The organism is Streptomyces sp. NBC_01451, from assembly GCF_036227485.1.
Classification (GTDB): domain Bacteria; phylum Actinomycetota; class Actinomycetes; order Streptomycetales; family Streptomycetaceae; genus Streptomyces.
This window is the reverse complement of the sequence record NZ_CP109479.1, coordinates 7225688-7242665: the sequence shown is the minus strand read 5'-3', so window position 1 is coordinate 7242665 and position 16978 is coordinate 7225688. Positions and strand designations below refer to the sequence as shown.

Genomic DNA, 16978 nt, shown 5'->3' with positions numbered 1-16978 from the left:
ATCGCCGAGGCGCCAAGGTGGAGGTTCCTCAAGGGGATGAGGTTCCGCCACCGACTGGGGGGGTGCTCCGACGAGGCCAAGGCGGTGCTTATCCCTGCCCCTCCGTTTCCCTTCATGCACCATTGGATCGCACGAAAAGGAACGGAACCCAAGAAATGTCTCTCAGCAGAAGCAAGAGATTCGCCCTCGCTCTGGCGGGCGCGGCGGTTCTCACCCTCGGCGGCGCGGGAATCGCGTCGGCCGGCACGGACGGCGGCGCCGTCTACAACCCGACCGGCGGCTCCCTCGTCTGGTTCAAGTCGTACGGCGACCACATCTGGGTCAAGGACACCGAGGCCGACGGCCACTCCGCGGTCGGCTGGTCGTACGTCCCGTACGACGGGGTGAACACCACGAACTGGGTGACGAGCGGCAACGGCGACTCGGGCGACTTCAACTACGACTTCACCGAAGGCGCGTACGTCTACTACAAGGCGTGCGTGGGCGAGTCGGGCACGGGCGACTACTTCTCCTGCAACAGCAGCTGGTACTACGGCATCGCCTGACCGGCATCCGAGACTCTGACGGGGCGGGCGGCCGGCCGCCCGCCCCGTGCTGGAAGGCGACATGAAGACACTGCGCATCCTGCTGACGGCATTTCTGGCCATGGGGCTCGCCACCGGCTGCTCGGCGGACGAGAAGAGCGCCGAGACGCCGGTGAAGGTCGGCCCCGTCTCCACGCCGACGGCGGCGACCACGACGAAGATGCCCCTCGCGGCCTATCTGCCGACCGAGGCCGAGCTCAACACCCTTGCCAGGGCCCAGACTTCGCTCCTGCGTGACTGCATGGCCGAGTACGGCTTCACCGACAGCCAGATCGAAGTGCCCTCGGACTGGCTGATGTTCGAGGACATCGGCGAGGGCACCGACCTTCCGGTAACCCTCGAACAGGCACAGCAGTACGGTTACCACCCGGCCGGCACCGACACCGGCGGCGACAGCGACGACCAGGAGAGCGGTTCGGACTCCGACTCCACGTCCGGCCTGCCCGCGCTGGCGACCGGGGAGAAGGAGACCGAGATGCTGGTGGCCAACGGCACGGCGGTCGCGGGTGCGTCCGCCGCCGCCGGTCAGCGGGTGAACGGCAAGGAGATCCCCGAGGGGGGCTGCGCCGGCCGCGCCCAGCAGACGATCGCCAAGGACACCCCCGCGCTGAAGAAATTCGGCTCGGACAACGCGGATCCGCTGAACGCCATTCTGGAGATCCGCGCGGAATCACACAGCAGCGCCATGCAGACCGATCTCTTCGAGAAAATGGAGAAATCGTGGTCCGTATGCATGAAAAAATCCGGCTTCTCGTACGGAAGTCTCAAATCCGCCGCCGAGGACGGGGAATGGTCGACCAATCAGGTCGCCAGCGTGCGAGAGATATCGGTTGCCACCGCGGATGTTAAATGCCGGATGTCCGCCAATTACCTGGGTGTGACCGAGGCCGTGTTTCTCGCCTACGAGAAGCAGGCGGTGGAGGACAACGCCGAACTGCTCCAGGCCGTGCGGGACTACTACGACGCGATGCTGCGCAACGCGGCCAAGGTCGTGTGAGCGATGACCGAGGCACTACCGGAACCGGAGCGGGAGCCGGAACCGTCGGGCACGAGGTCCGGACTCGTGCGGCGGCGCCGCGTCCTGGCCCTGGTGGCCGGGGGCGCGGCGCTGTTCGCGGGCGGCGGTGTGGCCGCCTCCCTGTACGTCAAGTCGCCCGCCCAGGCGGTCGCCGACACCAAGGCCCCCGAGCCCGACGTGCTCACGGCCGAGGTCGAGCGACGGGTGCTCGCCGACACGGTCGTCCTGCGCGGCACCGTGCGCGCGGGCCGGACGGTCACGGTGACGCCGTCCGCCGCCGCCTCCGGGGACAGCGGTGCCGGCGGCTCGGTCATCGCGTCCAAGCTGCCGTACGCCGCCGGTGACGACGTACGGGCCGGCAAGGTGGTCGCCGAGGTGTCCGGGCGCCCGGTGATCACCCTGAGGGGCCGGGTCGCCGCGTACCGGGACCTCAAGCCCGGTTCGAAGGGCGACGACGTGACCCAGCTCCAGCGGGCGCTGGCCGACCTCGGGTACGGCAGCGGCGGCGACGCCACGGGCTCCTTCGGCACCGGCACCCAGGACGCCGTCGAACGCCTCTACGCCGACCTCGGCTACGACCCGAGGCCGGCCTCGACCGGCGGCGAGGAGGCGGCGGCCCAGGCCGTGGAGAGCGCGGAGGACTCCGTCCGCAACGCCGAACGGATGCTGGAGGACGCCGAAGCCGTGGAGAAACCGGACGCCACCCAGGTGAAGCGGGCCAGAGAGGACCTGTCGGACGCCCGGGAGGATCTCGCGGCCGCCCGGCTCCAGGCCGGTGCGATGCTGCCCGCCGCCGAGGTCGTCTTCCTGCCGTCGTTCCCGGCCCGCCTGGACGCGGTCGGCGCGGCCGTGGGCGAGCCCGTCTCCGGCACCCTGCTCACGCTGTCCTCGGGCGATCTGGTGGTCCAGGGCGGCGCGGCGGCCGACGAGAAGACCCTGCTGCGCAAGGGCCAGAAGGCCCAGATCCTGTCGGAGCTGACCGGCAGGGAGTTCGCGGGCAAGGTGTCCACGGTGGCGACGGTACCGACGACGAGCAGCGGTCAGGGGTCGGGGAGCGGCTCGGGGAGTTCCGGCGGTTCGGGGGGTTCCGGCGGCTCCGGGGGTTCCGGGGGCGACACCGCCACGTACGCCGTCGTCGTCGTTCCGGACACGGCGCTGCCCAGGTCGCTGACCGGCCAGAACGTCCGCATCACCGTCACCTCGGCGGCCACCGGGGGCAAGGTGCTGGTGGTGCCGGTCGCCGCGGTCACCTCCGGCACCGACGGCAGGACCACCGTGACAGTGCTGCGAGGGGAACGCAGGGAGCGCGTGGAGGTCCGTACGGGCGCGACCGGCGACGGATACGTGCAGGTCACGCCGGTGAGCGGCGCAAGCGCGAGCCGGAGCCTCGACGCGGGTGACCCGGTCGTCGTGGGCACGTCGTCATGACGGACCCCGCGACGGCACCTGGGCCCGCCGCCACCCCGCCCCCGCCCGTCATCGAGTTCCGCGGGGTCGGGCTGACCTATCCCGGGCCGCCGCCCGTACCCGCGCTGCGCCCCTGCGACCTGACCGTCCGCACCGGCGACTACGTGACCGTCGTGGGCCCGTCGGGGTCGGGGAAGTCGACGTTCCTGAACATCGCCGGGCTGCTCGACCGGCCGACCTCGGGGCGCTATCTCCTCGACGGGGTCGACACCGGGGCGGTCCGGGACGCCGGGCGGACCGCGCTGCGTGGGCGGCGTATCGGATTCGTGTTCCAGTCGTTCCATCTGCTGCCGCACCGCAGCGCCCTGGAGAACGTGACGCTCGCCCTTCTCTACAACGGCACACCGCGCCGGCAACGGGTCGCGCTCGCCCGCGAGGCCCTGGAGCGCGTGGGGCTGGGCCACCGGCTCGACGCGGTGCCGTCGCGGCTCTCAGGCGGTGAACGGCAGCGGGTGGCCATCGCCCGTGCCGTGGTGGCCCGCCCCTCGCTGCTGCTGTGCGACGAGCCGACCGGCAACCTCGACACGGTGACCGCCGAGTCCGTACTGAGCCTCCTCGACCAGCTCCACGGCGAGGGCATGACCCTGCTCGTCATCACCCACGACCGCGAGGTCGCCGCCCGAGGCCGACGCACGATCACGATCCGCGACGGAGTCCTGAGGCAGAGCGGCCTCGATGACGGGACCGATCAGGTCGATGCGCCCGATCCGGCCGATCCTGTCGATGCGTCCGATCCGGACAACGACGGAGTCACGGATGAGACCAGGGAGAGCGGGGTACGGACGTGATCCGCCTCCGGCGTGCTCCGCGCGACCCCGCCGCCCCTCGCCTCACCACCCGGATGAGCCCGCGGGACCTGGTCTCCGAGGCGCTGGGCGGGCTGCTCCAGCGCCCTGGCCGGTCGGCGCTGACCAGTCTGGGGACCGTGCTCGGGGTGGGTACCTTCGTCGCCGTGCTCGGGCTGACGGCGACCACCTCCGCACAGATCGACAGCACCTTCAACGCGCTCACGGCGACCGAGGTGACCGTCGAGGACACCGGTGGGAGCGAAGCCGACGACGTGCCGCTGTCCTTCCCCGACGACGCGCAGCGGCGGGTGGAGAGACTCCACGGCGTCGAGCACGCCGGCGTGTACTGGCAGATCCGGCTGGAGGGGCGGGCGGACGACACCGTACGGGCCACCCTGACCGGGGACGCGGGTGACGGGGAGCGCGGGGCGAGTGTCGTCGCGGCGGACCCGGGGCTGCTGCGGGCCGTGGAGCCGACGCTGCGCCAGGGGCGGCTGTTCGGCGCGTGGCACAGCGAGCACCACCAGCCGGTCGCCGTACTGGGCGCGGGCCTGGCCTCGCGGCTGGGCATCACCTCGCTGGAGAACGCACCCGCGGTGCACATCGGCGGCCGGGCCTTCACCGTCGTCGGCATCCTGGACGACGTGGAGCGCCAGACGAGCCTGCTGCTGTCGGTGATCGTGCCGCGCACCACCGCCGAGGACGTCTGGGGCCCGCCGGACAGCGGCAGCCGGGCGAAGATGCTGGTGTCGACGGACGTCGGCGCGGCCCGCCAGATCGCCGACGAGGTGCCGGTGGCGCTCGACCCCGCGCACCAGGACCGGTTCGGCGCGGTGCCGCCGCCCGACCCGAAGGCGCTGCGCTCCTCGGTCTCCTCCGACCTCGGGCAGCTGTTCCTGCTGCTGGCCTGCGTCTGTCTGGTGATCGGCGCGGTGGGCATCGCGAACACCACCCTGGTCGCGGTCCTGGAACGCACCCCGGAGATCGGGCTGCGCCGGGCGCTGGGGGCGCGCGGTGTCCATGTGACCGGCCAGTTCCTCACCGAGTCGGCGGTACTGGGGCTGCTCGGCGGTCTGGTGGGGGCGAGCGTCGGCACCCTGGTCGTGGTCGGGGTCGCCGTGGCCCAGCACTGGACGGCGGTGGTGGAACCGCTGACGGTGGCGACGGCACCGGCCGCCGGCATGCTCACGGGCCTGCTCGCGGGGGTGTACCCGGCGTGGCGGGCGGCCCGCATCCAGCCGGTGGAGGCGCTGCGCCGCTGAGGTCCACGACACCGTCGCGCGCGGTCGTACACGCTGTGGCGCGGGCCCCGTCCGGTCTGTAACGCTCGTCTCACGTTCTGGCGCGCTGTCGCCCGGAACACCTCTGGGCAGGGGTGCGGCCGTATTGTCTAAAGGTCAAAGCCCCTGGGGCCGAAGCCCCTCCCTCAAGGAGCCCGCATGAGCGCCCCCGTCGTCCACTCGCTGCGCGAGCAGATCCGCGAGCACATCGTGGAGGGGATCGTCAGCGGGCGCTGGAAGCCGGGCGAGCGGATCGTCGAGCGCCGGATCGCGACCGAACTGGAGGTCAGCCAGACGCCCGTACGGGAGGCGCTGCGGGAGCTGGAGTCGCTGCGGCTGATCGAGTCGGCCCCCAACAAGGGTGTGCGCGTAAGGAACCTGACCGCCGCCGACCTGGAGGAGAGCTATCCCGTGCGGGCCGGTCTGGAGGCCATCGCGGCGGAGCTGGCGGCGGAGAGGCTGGCGGACGACTGCTCGGCCCTCGAACCGCATGTCGCCGCCCTGTACGAGGCCGACCGCGCGTCGGACGGAACCGGCCAGGTCCGGCACACGGTGGGGTTCCACCGCGAGATGGTGCGCGCGGCCGGGAACTCGGTGCTGCTGCACACCTGGGAAGGGCTGGGCATCGAGGTGTTCACGGCCCTGTCGATCCGCTGGCTGGGGACGGTCCAGCAGTCGTACGCGGAGGAGCACGAGGAGCTGGTCGCCGCGTTCCGCCGCCGGGATCCACGGATCGCCGAGCTGGTGAAGGCCCATGTGCTGGGGTGCGCACCGCGGCCCTGACGCGACCGGGGGGACCATTCGATCAGCCGCTCACCTGCGGAAACGGTGAAATTTCGCGGCACCCGGTGCCCGCCCGCAAGGCACCCCGTGCCTACTTTCTCGGGATCAAGAGGTTTTGCCATCAACCCTTTGATCGATCATCGATCAGCGAGTTAGAGTCGCCGACGGGCCCCTACAAGGACCCACAGCCCTGTCCTGCCAAAGACCAAGGGCACCCCCGAACCCTTACCGACGAGGGAACCCCCTTCGACCGAGGAAGGCGGCGACATGACCGACCCCAAGGCCATCCAGCCGAGCGAACTCGACCAGCTCCCTGACCGCGACCCCGAAGAGACCGCCGAATGGCAGGCCTCGCTGGACGCGGTCGCCGAGGCGGCCGGGCCGCACCGTGCCGCGTACCTGATGCGCCGCACACTGGAGCGCGCCGAGGGCAACGGCATCGCGCTGCCCAAGCTCCTGGAGACGGACTACGTCAACACCATCCCGACCGCCGCCGAGCCCGCGGCGGACGGCGACGAGGCGATGGAACACCGGATCACCGCCTGGAACCGCTGGAACGCGGCGGCCATGGTGACCCGGGGCAGCAAACACGGCGTGGGCGGCCACATCGCCACCTTCGCCTCGGCCGCCTGGCTGTACGAGACGGGCTTCAACCACTTCTTCAAGGGCAAGGAGTCGCAGGAGTCCCCCGGCTCCGGTGACCAGCTCTACATCCAGGGCCACGCCTCCCCCGGCATCTACGCCCGCGCCTTCCTCGACGGGCGGCTGACCGAGGACCACCTCGACAACTTCCGCCGCGAGTCGGCCGGCAACGGCCTTCCGTCGTACCCGCACCCGCGCCGGCTGCCCTGGCTGTGGGAGTTCCCCACGGTGTCGATGGGCCTCGGCCCGCTGTCGGCGATCTACCAGGCGCGCTTCAACCGCTACCTCACCAACCGCAGCATCAAGGACGTCTCCGCGTCCCACGTGTGGGCGTTCCTCGGCGACGGCGAGATGGACGAGCCGGAGTCGACGGCCGCCCTCGCGCTCGCCTCCCGCGAGGGCCTGGACAACCTCACCTTCGTCATCAACTGCAACCTCCAGCGGCTCGACGGCCCGGTCCGCGCGAACTTCAAGATCGTGCAGGAGCTGGAGGCACAGTTCCGCGGCGCGGGCTGGAACGTCATCAAGACCCTGTGGGGTACGGCGTGGGACGAGCTCTTCCGGCTCGACACCACGGGCGCGCTCGTACGCCGCCTCCGCGAGGTCCCGGACGCCCAGGTGCAGACGTACCAGACGCGCGACGCCGCCTACATCCGCGCCGACTTCTTCGGCAAGGACCCGGCGCTCGCCGAGATGGCGAAGCTGCTGAGCGACGACAGGATCCTGGAGTGCTTCCACCTCTCGCGCGGTGGCCACGAGTCGCGCAAGGTGTACGCGGCCTACAAGGCGGCGGTCGAGTTCAAGGGCGCGCCGACGGTCATCCTGGCCCAGACGGTCAAGGGCTTCACCCTGGGCGAGGGCTTCGCGTCGAAGAACGCCAACCACCAGATGAAGAAGCTGACGGTGGACGAGTTCAAGCAGATGCGTGATCTACTCGAACTCCCCATCTCCGACGCGCAGTTCGTCGACGGTGTGGTGCCGTACGGCCACCCCGGCGCCGACTCCCCCGAGGTCCGCTACCTCCAGGAGCGCCGCGCGGCCCTCGGCGGCCCGGCCCCGGCCCGCCGTACGCAGCCGCTCGCCCCGCTCCCCGCCCCCGCGGAGAAGGCGTTCACGTCGTTCGACAAGGGCTCCGGCTCGCAGAACGTGGCGACGACGATGGCCTTCGTACGCCTGGTCAAGGACCTGGTCCGCGACAAGGAGACGGGCCGGCGCTGGGTGCCGATCGTCCCGGACGAGGCACGCACCTTCGGTATGGAGAGCCTCTTCCCCTCCCTCGGGATCTACTCCCCCAAGGGCCAGACGTACGAGCCGGTCGACCGCGACCAGCTGATGTACTACAAGGAGGCCAAGGACGGCCAGATCCTCAACGAGGGGATCACCGAAGCCGGTTCCATGGCGGACTTCATCGCCGCGTCGACGTCGTACTCGACCCACGGCGAAGCGATGATCCCGTTCTACATCTTCTACTCGATGTTCGGCTGGCAGCGCACGGCCGACCAGATGTGGCAGCTCGGCGACCAGCTCGGCCGCGGCTTCCTGGTCGGCGCGACGGCCGGCCGTACGACGCTGACCGGCGAGGGGCTGCAGCACGCGGACGGTCACTCCCCGGTGATCGCCGCGACGAACCCGGCCGCGCTGTCGTACGACCCGGCCTTCGCGTACGAGGTCGCGGTGATCGTCCGTGACGGGCTGCGCCGCATGTACGGGGAGTCGGCGCCCGGCGAGGACCCGAACGTCTTCTACTACCTGACCGTGTACAACGAGCCGATCCCGCAGCCCGCGAAGCCGGCCGCGGCAGGCGTCGACGAGGGCATCGTCAAGGGGCTGTACCGCTTCAACACGGCGGAGTCGGCGGGGCTTTCACCGGTCGCCAACGCGCCGCGCATCCAACTGCTCGGCTCCGGTACGGCGATCCACTGGGCCCTGAAGGCGCAGCGGCTGCTCACCGAGGAGTGGGGCGTGGCGGCCGACGTGTGGTCCGCGACGTCCTGGACCGAGCTGCGGCGGGACGCGCTGGACGCCGACGCGGCGCTGCTGCGGGGCGAGGAGCGGACGCCGTACGTCCGTCAGGCGCTCCAGGGGGCCGAGGGGCCGGTGCTGGCGGTGTCCGACTACATGCGCCAGGTGCCGGACCAGATCGCTCAGTGGGTCGAGCAGGACTACTCGTCGCTGGGCGCGGACGGATTCGGGCTGTCGGACACGCGGGACGCGGCACGGCGGTACTTCGGGGTCGACGCGGAGTCGATCGTCGTGGCGGCGTTGGCGCAGTTGGCGCGGCGCGGGGAGGTCAAGGCAACGGCGGTGAAGGAGGCGCGGGAGCGGTACGGGTTGTAGGGGGCGGTTCCCCCACCCACCCGCCCGTTTCCAGCCTGTTCGCCGGGCGCCCTCGAACACCACGAGCGCGCCCGGCGACCGACCAGCAGGGCCCGCCCACCCGAGGCCCGGTGCCTCACCCCGTCCGGCACGGGAAGGCGAGCCCGGCTCAGCACAAGCCCTGCTTCCCACCCACCCGCCCTGACTGTCACTCCAGCCCAGGCCCGGTGCCTCACCCCGCCCGGCGCGGGAAGGCGAGCCCGGCTCAGCACGAGCCCTGCTACCCACCCCCCGCCCTGACTGTCACTCCAGCCCAGGCCCCACCTCTCAGCCCGTCCGGCGTTTGAGGACGAGCGCGTTCAGCGCGATGCGGGGGTTCGGGGGCGGAGCCTCCGAGGATGGGACGGGTAGGGGCGGCGGGGGCGAGAACCCTTCACGCGCCCCGGGCATCATGAACCCATGCGTGCTGCCCGCCTCATCAAAATGGTGCTGCTGCTCCAGTCAAGGCCGTCCATGACCGCCGCCGAGCTGGCCCGGGAGCTGGAGGTGTCCGAGCGCACCGTCACCCGGGACGCGCAGGCCCTGTCCGAAGCGGGCGTGCCCGTGTACGCCGACCGGGGGCGGGCCGGCGGATACCGGCTGGTCGGCGGGTACCGTACCCGCCTCACAGGACTGGCCCGCGGCGAGGCGGAGGCGCTCTTCCTGAGCGGAGTGCCGGGCGCCCTGCGCGAGATGGGGCTGGAGGACACCGCCTCGGCGGCCCGCCTCAAGGTGTCCGCCGCCCTCCTGCCCTCCCTCAGCGACGCCCCCCGCACAGCCGCCCAGCGCTTCCACCTGGACGCGCCCGCCTGGTTCAGCGAGCCCCCGACCCCCGAGTCGCTGTCCGCCGTCGCGGAGGCGGTGTGGGACGACCGGCCGATCCTGGCCCGCTACCGGCGCGGCTCCGGCGACACCGACGTGGAGCGGGTGCTGGAGCCGTACGGGCTCGTCCTCAAGGCGGGCGTCTGGTATCTGTGCGCCCGGGTGCCGGAGCACGCCGGTCCCGGGTCCGGGCCCTTCCGGGTGTACCGCGTCGACCGGTTCACCTCCGTCCAGTTCACCGGCCGAGCAGTCGGCCCCGGTCCTGGCCCTGGCCCTGGTCCTGGCCTCGACGGTCGCTTCTCGCGCGACGCCGGCTTCGACCTGCCCGCGTTCTGGGAGGAGCGGGCGGAGCAGTTCGCGCGGTCGATCCTGCGTGCCGAGGTCGTCGTACGGCTTTCGGCGGAGGGGGCGCGCAGGCTGCCGTACACCGTCGATCCCGTGTCCGCCCGGGACGCGCTGTCGACAGGCGGCGAGCCCGACGGGCTGGGCCGGGTCACCGTGACGCTCGCCGTGGAGTCGGCGGAGGTCGCCCATACGCAGCTGGCGGCGCTCGGGCCGGAGGCGGAGGTGCTGGCGCCGCCGGAACTGCGGGCGCGGTTCGCGCGGGACGCGCGACGGCTGGGGGCGCTGTACTCCGCTTCACACCCACCTACACCTCCACCTCCACCAGCCGAGTAGTTCACCGAGAGGCGCGAGCTCTCGAGGCCGGCGGGTCTGTACACCCCATCACCTGTTTTCCCCTGTTTTCTTTCAAGAAGGAGGCCCTGGCGTTCACGCCGGGGAGCAATCGCATCCGGGTGTCGTGACGCGGAGCGTCGCCGTATCCGGTTTCAGGGCGCGGAGCGCCCGTACCTCTCTTGGCCCCTCATCGAGGCGATGCGAACGTGTGTTCCTGTGATCGCTGGTCGGGGTGAGGCTGGGGGATCGGGGTTTGCTTGTGCGGCTGTCGTACGTATGTTCCTTCAGGGGGTTCGGGACGGCACGGTGTCCCGGCCAGGGAGCGTGAGGGGGCGAGATGGCGCAGGTGAGGGCGGCTGCGGAGGTGGGGCATGCCCGCTACACCTACCGGCTGCGCATGTCGTGCACTGCCGGCGCCGCTCTGGCGGCGGAGTGGGGCCGATGCCGGTGGCTGTGGAACGAATGTGCCGCCAAGTCCAAGGCCGTACACCTGCACAACAAGGCCACCGGTCAGGAGGCCACGTGCGGTCCTGCTCAGCTCGACAGGATGCTGACCGAAGCCCGCGGCCGTACACCGTGGCTGCGTGAGGGCTCGTCCGTTGTCCAGCAGCAGGTCATCCGTGACTTCGGCCGCTCCCGCGCCAAGGCGCACAAGGACATCAAAGAGAGCCTGCCCATGGCACGCCGCGCGGGTATGCCCGCCTACACGAAGAAGCACGAGGCGCTGGCAACCCTCAACTACACCAAACGTGGCTTCCGGTTGAAGGACGGCCGTCTACACCTGGCGGGCGGCATCGTCTTGACGGTGGTGTGGTCGCGGGAACTGCCCGGCGAGCCGTCCTCAGTGCGCGTCTACCAGGACAGCCTCGGCCACTGGTACGGCTCGTTCGTCATCCCGGCCCAGGTCCAGCCCCTGCCGGAGACCGGACGCCTCCTCGGCGTCGACTGGGGAGTGAAGGAGACCGCGACCACCACCTCCGACGCACACGACCTCCCCCACGCCGGGCACGGCAGGAAGGCGCGGGCGCAGCTGACCCGGTACGACCGGATGATGGCCCGCCGTAAACCGAAGAAGGGCCAGCCCGGATCGAAGGGCTACCGCGAAGCGAAGAAACTGCGGGCGAAGGCGCACAAGAAGGTCGCGAGGCAGCGTGCGGACACCGGCCGCAAGTGGGCCAAGAAGGTCGTCCGCGACCACGACGCCATCGCCGTTGAGGACTTCCGCCCCAAGTTCCTCGCCAAGAGCACCATGGCCCGCAAGGCCGCTGACGCCGCCATCGGCGCCACCAAGGCCGCACTGATCGAGATGGGCCGCAAACACGGGCGGGACATCCGCCTCGTCCACCCCGCGCACACCACGATGGACTGCGCGCACTGCGATGCGAGAGCCAAGCATCGCCTGCCGCTGGGTGAGCGCACCTACACCTGCACCACGTGCGGAAACGTGTCCCCACGGGACAAGAACTCCGCACACGTCATGCTCGTCCGGGCTGGTCTCAACCCGGCTGGCGCTGACGGCAGAAGACCTCCTGGAGCGCTGCTCCAGGAGGCGGCCTGAGCCAGGAATCCCCTTCCCTTCAGGGAGGGGAGGATTCAAATCCGCGTATCTCCACGTGCATCCCTCCTCTCCAGGCCCGATGCTGGACCCGTGATGGACGAGACGGAGTTCTGGAAGCTGGTGGACGCGACCCGTGAGGCCGCCGAGGGTGACCCCGAGGATCAGGCCGACCTGCTGGTCGAGCAGTTGCTCCAGCTGGACCCGGACTCGGTCCTCGACTTCGCCCGGCATTTCGAGGCCCGCTACAACCGGGCCTACCGCTGGGACCTGTGGGGCGCCGCCCGGGTGCTGATCGACGGGGCCGACGACGACGCCTTCGACTTCTTCCGGTGCTGGCTGATCGGCCAGGGCCGCGAGGTCTTCGAGGGCGCCCTGCACGGCGATCCGGACTCGCTCGCCGATCTCCTGGACGACTTCGACGCGGAGATCGACGGGGACGGCGAGGAGTTGGGCTACGCGGCCGACGAGGCGTACGAGCAGCTCACCGGCACCGTCGCCCCGGATCTGGGTATTCCGCCCGCGTCGGCGGAGCCCGAGGGGACGCCGATCGACCTGGCGGACGAAGGGGCTCTCGCCGACCGATATCCCAAGCTGTGGCAGCGGTTCAAGGGCGCCTGAGCGTCCTCGGGTTCCGGGATACCCCGGTCCTTCGATCCCCTGGTCAGCTGACCCCATGCCCAGTGACACCGTGACCCGGTGACTCAGTGATCCCGTAGCCCCGTCGTGGCCCCGGCGCGGGCGTCTCAGGCCGCCGTGCCCCGGCGGCGGGTCAGGTCCGACGGGATGTACGCCTGCTGCGTGCCGTCGACCCGTACGACGTGGTGGTGGTGCATGGGGGCCGCGTTGGCCTGGTCGAGGGCCGACGCCGTGGCCGCCGCCGGGCCCAGGACGACCGTCGCCACCGCGCAGAGCACGGTCCACGGATTCCGTGCGGCCCCCGCCCAGCCGCCGGAAGACCTCTTGCCGTCGGCCCGTTCGGTCCGCTCCAGCGGGTTCGTACGACTGCTGCTGCTCATGATCCCCACCTCCGGTCAGTGCGTACGACGAAGGTAGGACGGGGAGTTGGGGCGCCCCGTTGAACGCGCTGTGGTGTACCTGTGAGCCCGTGCCGGCCCCTGTCGTCCCGGTCGTCCCACGTACTCAGCGGCGGCCCTGCAGTCGCGCCGCCGTCTGTCTGATCGCCGGGAGGCGGGCGGTGAGGGCGGCGCCGGGGCAGCTCGTCATGTAGCCGGCGTTGTGGCCCGCCAGGGCGGGCAGGGTGACGGCGGTGCCGGACGCGTAGCGGCTGAGGTCGTTGCTGGAGACCAGGCGTACGCCGGCGCGCGGGTCGGTGTCCGAGAGGCCGAGTTTCCAGGCGGCGACAGCGGCGATCGCGTCGGTCATGGCCTGCGGTACGGGCACGCCCGCGGTGAAGGTGCCGAGGGCGGCGATGCCGGCGGTGCGATGGTTGAAGCCCTGGGTGTGGGCGCCGGTGACGGGGCGGTCGACGCCGCCCGCGCGGCCTTCGTAGATGGTGCCGCAGCGGTCGACGACGAAGTTGTAGCCGATGTCGTCCCAGTCGCGGGAGCCGACCTGACCGGCGTACAGGTAGCGGATGATGCGGGGCGCGTCGGCGCAGTCGTAGCCGTTGGGCGAGTCGGTGTGGTGGACGAACACGGCGATGACCCGGTCGTCGTAGCGCGGCGGCGGCCGGTCGCGTTCGGCGTCCGCGATCCAGGCGGTACGGGGCACGATGCGCGGCTTGGCGGCGGAGTGGGTGACGGCCGGGCGGGCCGTGACGGGGTGTGCCCGGCGCGACGGCGTGCGGTCGGCGCCGGTCGCGCACAGGACCAGTCCGACGGCGGCGGCGACCGCGGGCAGGCAGACGAGCGCCACGCGGGCGGCGCCCGGTACGCGGCGGACACGCGAGTCACCCCTGGACCCCTTGGACCCCATGGGCCCCACTGTTGGCCAGTACGGTTACGCCCGCGATGTGTGGTGTGCCACTTGGTGGAACCATCGTCCCGGTCCGGGACGTTTTTACAGGTCCAGGCGCCGGATGCGCGCATGTGACTGATCGGCGACTGATCACCGGGCCCGTCCCGCGCGTACTACCGCGTGTGAGGCATGTGTACGGGGGACCGCAGGGTCCAGAGGAAAGGCGGCCGGAGTGGACCTGCTCGACGTCCTGCTGTTGCTGGTGATCGTCGGCTACGCGGCGTCCGGTTACCGGCGCGGCCTGGTGGCGGGCTGTGTCTCTCTGGCCGGGTTCGTGGGTGGCGCCGTCATCGGGGTGTGGGTGCTGCCGTGGATCATGGAGCTGGTGACGGCGGGGACACCCGCGGCGACGGTGACCGCCGTGCTCACGGTGCTCGTGCCGGCCGTGGTGGGCCACGAGCTGATGGGCAGGTTCGCGCTGAGGCTGCGCCGCGAGCTGGACCGGGGGCCGCTGCGGGTCGCCGACGGGGTCGGCGGGGCCGTGGCCAACGGGGTCGCCGTGCTGATGGTGGCCTGGGTGGCCGCGAGCGTCCTGGGCGCCTCCTCCTCGCCGGTGGTCACGACGGCGATCCGGGACTCGGCGCTGCTGGGCGCGGTGCAGGACTCGATGCCGGAGACCACCCCGACCTGGTTCTCGCGGGCCACGTCCGCGCTCACCCAGGCGGGCTTCCCGCAGGTCTTCAACCCCTTCGAGAACGAACCGGCGACGAGCGTCGCCAAGCCCACCGGGGACAGTGTCACGGCGAGTGCGACGAACGCGGCCAAGCTGAGCACGGTCAAGATCGAGGGTGTCGCGGGCGACCAGGGCCGCGAGGGCAGCGGTTTCGTGTACGCGGCCCGGCATGTGATGACCAACGCCCATGTGGTGGCCGGTATCGACAACCCGACCGTCCGGGTCGGCGGGGTCGGGACGGCGCACGAGGCCCGGGTGGTGCTCTTCGACCCCGAGAAGGACGTGGCCGTGCTGTACGTCCCTGATCTGCGCGCCCCCGTCCTGCGCTTCGACGACAGTGCGAAGCGGGGCGACTCGGCGGTGGTCGCGGGCTATCCGCAGGACGGCGACCTGAATCTGCAGGCCGCCACGGTCGCCGACAAGGTGCGGGCGAGGGGCCAGAACATCTACAACAGCGAGACGGTGACCCGCGAGATCTACTCGATCCGCTCGACCGTCCGCCCCGGCAACTCCGGCGGCCCGCTCCTCACCACCGACGGCAAGGTGTTCGGCGTGGTCTTCGCCCGCTCCACGTCCGACGACGAGACGGGCTACGTCCTGACGGTGGACGAGGTCTCCGGCGACGCCGAACGCGCGGCGACCTCGACGGCCGCGGTGGACACCGGCGACCTGGTCACGTCCTAGGCATCGGGCACCAGGCATCGGGAATCGGACATCCGCACCCGGATGGCTACAGGGCCCGGCCCATGAGGACGTCGTCCGCGAACTCCCCGTCCAGCAGGAACTCCCTGGGCTGTACGCCCTCGACGACGAAGCCCTCCGACTCGTACAGCCTGCGGGCCGGGGTGTTGTGCCCGAGGACGCGCAGCGAGAGGCGCAGGGCGCCCCGGCGGCGGGCCTCGGCCACGGCGGCCCGGATCAGCAGCCGTCCGACGCCCATGCCGCGTGCCTCGTCGGAGACGGCGAGCCCCTGGATCTGCCGGACGTGCGCGTTCGACGCGAGGGAGGTGGGCCGGGCGAGCCTGACATAGCCGACGACCCGGCCGTCTCCCGTCACGGCGACCAGGTGGTCGCCCGGTTCGGAGTTCTCGCCGAAGAACGGCTTGTACGGCGGTCTGGCCCGGGGTGTGACGGAGTGCAGGGTGGACCAGGTGGCACGGTCGAGTCTGCCGAGGGCCTCGTCGTCGTCGGCCAGGGCGGGGCGCACGAACGGCTCATGGCCGGCGGAGGGCTCCTGGTCCTCCTGGCCCTCCTGGCCGTCGTACGGCTGATGCGGTTGATGCGGCACGGGCGACATGGGAATCACTCTAGAGCGGGGGTACGACAACGGGCCCGGAGCAGGTGGCGCAGGATGGGGGCATGGAACGTTCGCGAATCGCGGTGGCCGGCGCGTCCGGTCTCATCGGTACGGCCCTGGTGCGGTCACTGACCGCCGACGGGCACGAAGTCGCCCGCCTGGTGAGGCATGCGCCCCGGACGAAGGACGAGGTCCGCTGGGACCCTGAAGGGCGGACGGTCGACGTGGCCGGGCTCGCCGGCTGCACCGCGGTGGTGAACCTGGCCGGGGCGGGTGTCGGCAACCGGCGCTGGACGGACGCGTACAAGCGGAAGATCCGCGACAGCCGGGTCCTGGGCACGACGACCCTCGCCGAGGCCGTCGCCTCGCTGGACGAGCCGCCGCGGGTCTTCGTGAACGGCAGCGCGATGGGCTACTACGGGGAGACCGGCGACCGGGCCGTGGACGAGGACTCCCCCGCGGGAGAGGGCTTCCTGCCGTCGGTGTGCGTGGAGTGGGAGGGGGCCGCGGGCGCCGCCGAGGCGGCGGGCGTGCGGACGGTCTTCGTACGGACCGGGCTGGTGGTGGCGAGCGGGGGCGGAGCCTGGGGAAAGCTGTTCCCGCTGTTCAGGGCGGGCCTGGGCGGACGGATGGGCGACGGCTCCCAGTACTGGTCGTTCATCGCGCTGCACGACGAGGTGGCGGCGATCCGGCATCTCATCGACACCGACGGGCTGTCCGGGGCGTTCAACCTGACGGCGCCGCAGCCGCTCACCAACCGGGAGATCACGGCGGCGATGGGACGCGTGCTGGGGCGGCCGACGCTGTTCACGGTGCCCGCGCCCGTGCTGCGGCTGGTGCTGGGCGAGATGTCCGGGGACGTGCTCGGCAGCGCGCGGGTGCTGCCGAAGCGGCTGCTGGAGTCCGGGTTCACCTTCGCGTATCCGGAGATCGACGACGCGATCCGGGCGGCGCGGGCCTGATCCTGTTCCGCGCCCCTGGCCCGCGCCCTGGGTGACAGGGTGCGACCGCATGCGACCGGTGTGCGACCGTGCCCTGTTCATGCGCGACTTCCGC

At 71.4% G+C, this 16978-nt stretch carries 15 protein-coding genes; 12 read left to right on the top strand and 3 right to left on the bottom strand.

The features are described 5' to 3' along the window. Positions 1-155: 155 nt before the first annotated feature. The 10 genes from OG595_RS31845 to OG595_RS31800 all read left to right on the top strand — a co-directional run bounded on the left by OG595_RS31845 (position 156) and on the right by OG595_RS31800 (position 12593). Positions 156-545: a hypothetical protein gene (locus OG595_RS31845; protein WP_329277988.1), complete on the top strand. Its 390-nt coding sequence runs from the start codon at positions 156-158 to the stop codon at positions 543-545. A gap of 61 nt (positions 546-606) precedes the next feature. Further along, complete coding sequence (locus tag OG595_RS31840; RefSeq protein ID WP_329277986.1) at positions 607-1581, top strand: hypothetical protein; 975 nt, start codon at positions 607-609, stop codon at positions 1579-1581. A gap of 3 nt (positions 1582-1584) precedes the next feature. Next, the gene (locus OG595_RS31835; RefSeq protein WP_329277984.1) at positions 1585-3030 is read left to right on the top strand and encodes a peptidoglycan-binding protein; all 1446 of its coding nucleotides are present in this window, start codon (positions 1585-1587) and stop codon (positions 3028-3030) included. Beyond that, complete coding sequence (locus OG595_RS31830) at positions 3027-3857, top strand: ABC transporter ATP-binding protein (protein WP_329277982.1); 831 nt, start codon at positions 3027-3029, stop codon at positions 3855-3857. The genes OG595_RS31835 and OG595_RS31830 overlap by 4 nt, the downstream gene beginning before the upstream one ends. Beyond that, the gene (locus tag OG595_RS31825; protein WP_443073221.1) at positions 3854-5119 is read left to right on the top strand and encodes an ABC transporter permease; all 1266 of its coding nucleotides are present in this window, start codon (positions 3854-3856) and stop codon (positions 5117-5119) included. The genes OG595_RS31830 and OG595_RS31825 overlap by 4 nt, the downstream gene beginning before the upstream one ends. A gap of 177 nt (positions 5120-5296) precedes the next feature. Beyond that, entirely contained in the window at positions 5297-5920 is a 624-nt protein-coding gene (locus OG595_RS31820; protein ID WP_329277980.1) for a GntR family transcriptional regulator, read from the top strand. Between the two features lie 267 nt (positions 5921-6187). Further along, positions 6188-8899 carry a pyruvate dehydrogenase (acetyl-transferring), homodimeric type gene (gene aceE / locus OG595_RS31815; protein ID WP_329277978.1) on the top strand — a complete coding sequence of 904 codons (2712 nt, stop codon included), beginning with the start codon at positions 6188-6190 and terminating at the stop codon, positions 8897-8899. A 438-nt stretch (positions 8900-9337) separates the two neighbouring features. After that, on the top strand, positions 9338-10417 hold the full coding sequence (locus tag OG595_RS31810) for a helix-turn-helix transcriptional regulator (protein ID WP_329277976.1): 1080 nt from the start codon (positions 9338-9340) through the stop codon (positions 10415-10417). 337 nt (positions 10418-10754) lie between these two features. Beyond that, positions 10755-11975, top strand: a complete 1221-nt coding sequence (locus OG595_RS31805; protein WP_329277974.1) for an RNA-guided endonuclease InsQ/TnpB family protein — start codon at positions 10755-10757, stop codon at positions 11973-11975. 93 nt (positions 11976-12068) lie between these two features. After that, on the top strand, positions 12069-12593 hold the full coding sequence (locus tag OG595_RS31800) for a DUF4240 domain-containing protein (RefSeq protein WP_329283385.1): 525 nt from the start codon (positions 12069-12071) through the stop codon (positions 12591-12593). 125 nt (positions 12594-12718) lie between these two features. Here OG595_RS31800 and OG595_RS31795 read toward each other — a convergent pair whose 3' ends face one another. Continuing rightward, on the bottom strand, positions 12719-12991 hold the full coding sequence (locus tag OG595_RS31795) for a hypothetical protein (RefSeq protein ID WP_329277972.1): 273 nt from the start codon (positions 12989-12991) through the stop codon (positions 12719-12721). A gap of 124 nt (positions 12992-13115) precedes the next feature. After that, the gene (locus OG595_RS31790) at positions 13116-13910 is read right to left on the bottom strand and encodes a peptidoglycan recognition protein family protein (RefSeq protein ID WP_329277971.1); all 795 of its coding nucleotides are present in this window, start codon (positions 13908-13910) and stop codon (positions 13116-13118) included. A gap of 214 nt (positions 13911-14124) precedes the next feature. Between OG595_RS31790 and OG595_RS31785 the strand changes: the two genes are divergently transcribed. Further along, a complete protein-coding gene (locus tag OG595_RS31785) occupies positions 14125-15309 on the top strand; it encodes a MarP family serine protease (RefSeq protein ID WP_329277969.1) in 1185 nt (394 codons plus the stop codon). Between the two features lie 46 nt (positions 15310-15355). Here the strand turns inward: OG595_RS31785 and OG595_RS31780 are convergent, their stop codons facing one another. Further along, positions 15356-15922 (bottom strand): GNAT family N-acetyltransferase, encoded by a 567-nt coding sequence (locus OG595_RS31780; RefSeq protein WP_329277967.1) that lies wholly within the window; start codon positions 15920-15922, stop codon positions 15356-15358. Between the two features lie 62 nt (positions 15923-15984). Between OG595_RS31780 and OG595_RS31775 the strand changes: the two genes are divergently transcribed. After that, positions 15985-16884: a TIGR01777 family oxidoreductase gene (locus OG595_RS31775; protein ID WP_329277965.1), complete on the top strand. Its 900-nt coding sequence runs from the start codon at positions 15985-15987 to the stop codon at positions 16882-16884. The last annotated feature ends 94 nt before the right edge of the window (positions 16885-16978 follow it).

What these genes read in the sequence shown, in the direction of transcription:
- OG595_RS31845 (WP_329277988.1), top strand. Translation starts at nt 156, where the DNA reads ATGTCTCTCAGCAGAAGCAAGAGATTCGCCCTCGCTCTGGCGGGCGCG.
- OG595_RS31840 (WP_329277986.1), top strand. Translation starts at nt 607, where the DNA reads ATGAAGACACTGCGCATCCTGCTGACGGCATTTCTGGCCATGGGGCTC.
- OG595_RS31835 (WP_329277984.1), top strand. Translation starts at nt 1,585, where the DNA reads ATGACCGAGGCACTACCGGAACCGGAGCGGGAGCCGGAACCGTCGGGC.
- OG595_RS31830 (WP_329277982.1), top strand. Translation starts at nt 3,027, where the DNA reads ATGACGGACCCCGCGACGGCACCTGGGCCCGCCGCCACCCCGCCCCCG.
- OG595_RS31820 (WP_329277980.1), top strand. Translation starts at nt 5,297, where the DNA reads ATGAGCGCCCCCGTCGTCCACTCGCTGCGCGAGCAGATCCGCGAGCAC.
- aceE (WP_329277978.1), top strand. Translation starts at nt 6,188, where the DNA reads ATGACCGACCCCAAGGCCATCCAGCCGAGCGAACTCGACCAGCTCCCT.
- OG595_RS31810 (WP_329277976.1), top strand. Translation starts at nt 9,338, where the DNA reads ATGCGTGCTGCCCGCCTCATCAAAATGGTGCTGCTGCTCCAGTCAAGG.
- OG595_RS31805 (WP_329277974.1), top strand. Translation starts at nt 10,755, where the DNA reads ATGGCGCAGGTGAGGGCGGCTGCGGAGGTGGGGCATGCCCGCTACACC.
- OG595_RS31800 (WP_329283385.1), top strand. Translation starts at nt 12,069, where the DNA reads ATGGACGAGACGGAGTTCTGGAAGCTGGTGGACGCGACCCGTGAGGCC.
- OG595_RS31795 (WP_329277972.1), bottom strand. Translation starts at nt 12,991, where the DNA reads ATGAGCAGCAGCAGTCGTACGAACCCGCTGGAGCGGACCGAACGGGCC.
- OG595_RS31790 (WP_329277971.1), bottom strand. Translation starts at nt 13,910, where the DNA reads ATGGGGTCCAAGGGGTCCAGGGGTGACTCGCGTGTCCGCCGCGTACCG.
- OG595_RS31780 (WP_329277967.1), bottom strand. Translation starts at nt 15,922, where the DNA reads ATGTCGCCCGTGCCGCATCAACCGCATCAGCCGTACGACGGCCAGGAG.
- OG595_RS31775 (WP_329277965.1), top strand. Translation starts at nt 15,985, where the DNA reads ATGGAACGTTCGCGAATCGCGGTGGCCGGCGCGTCCGGTCTCATCGGT.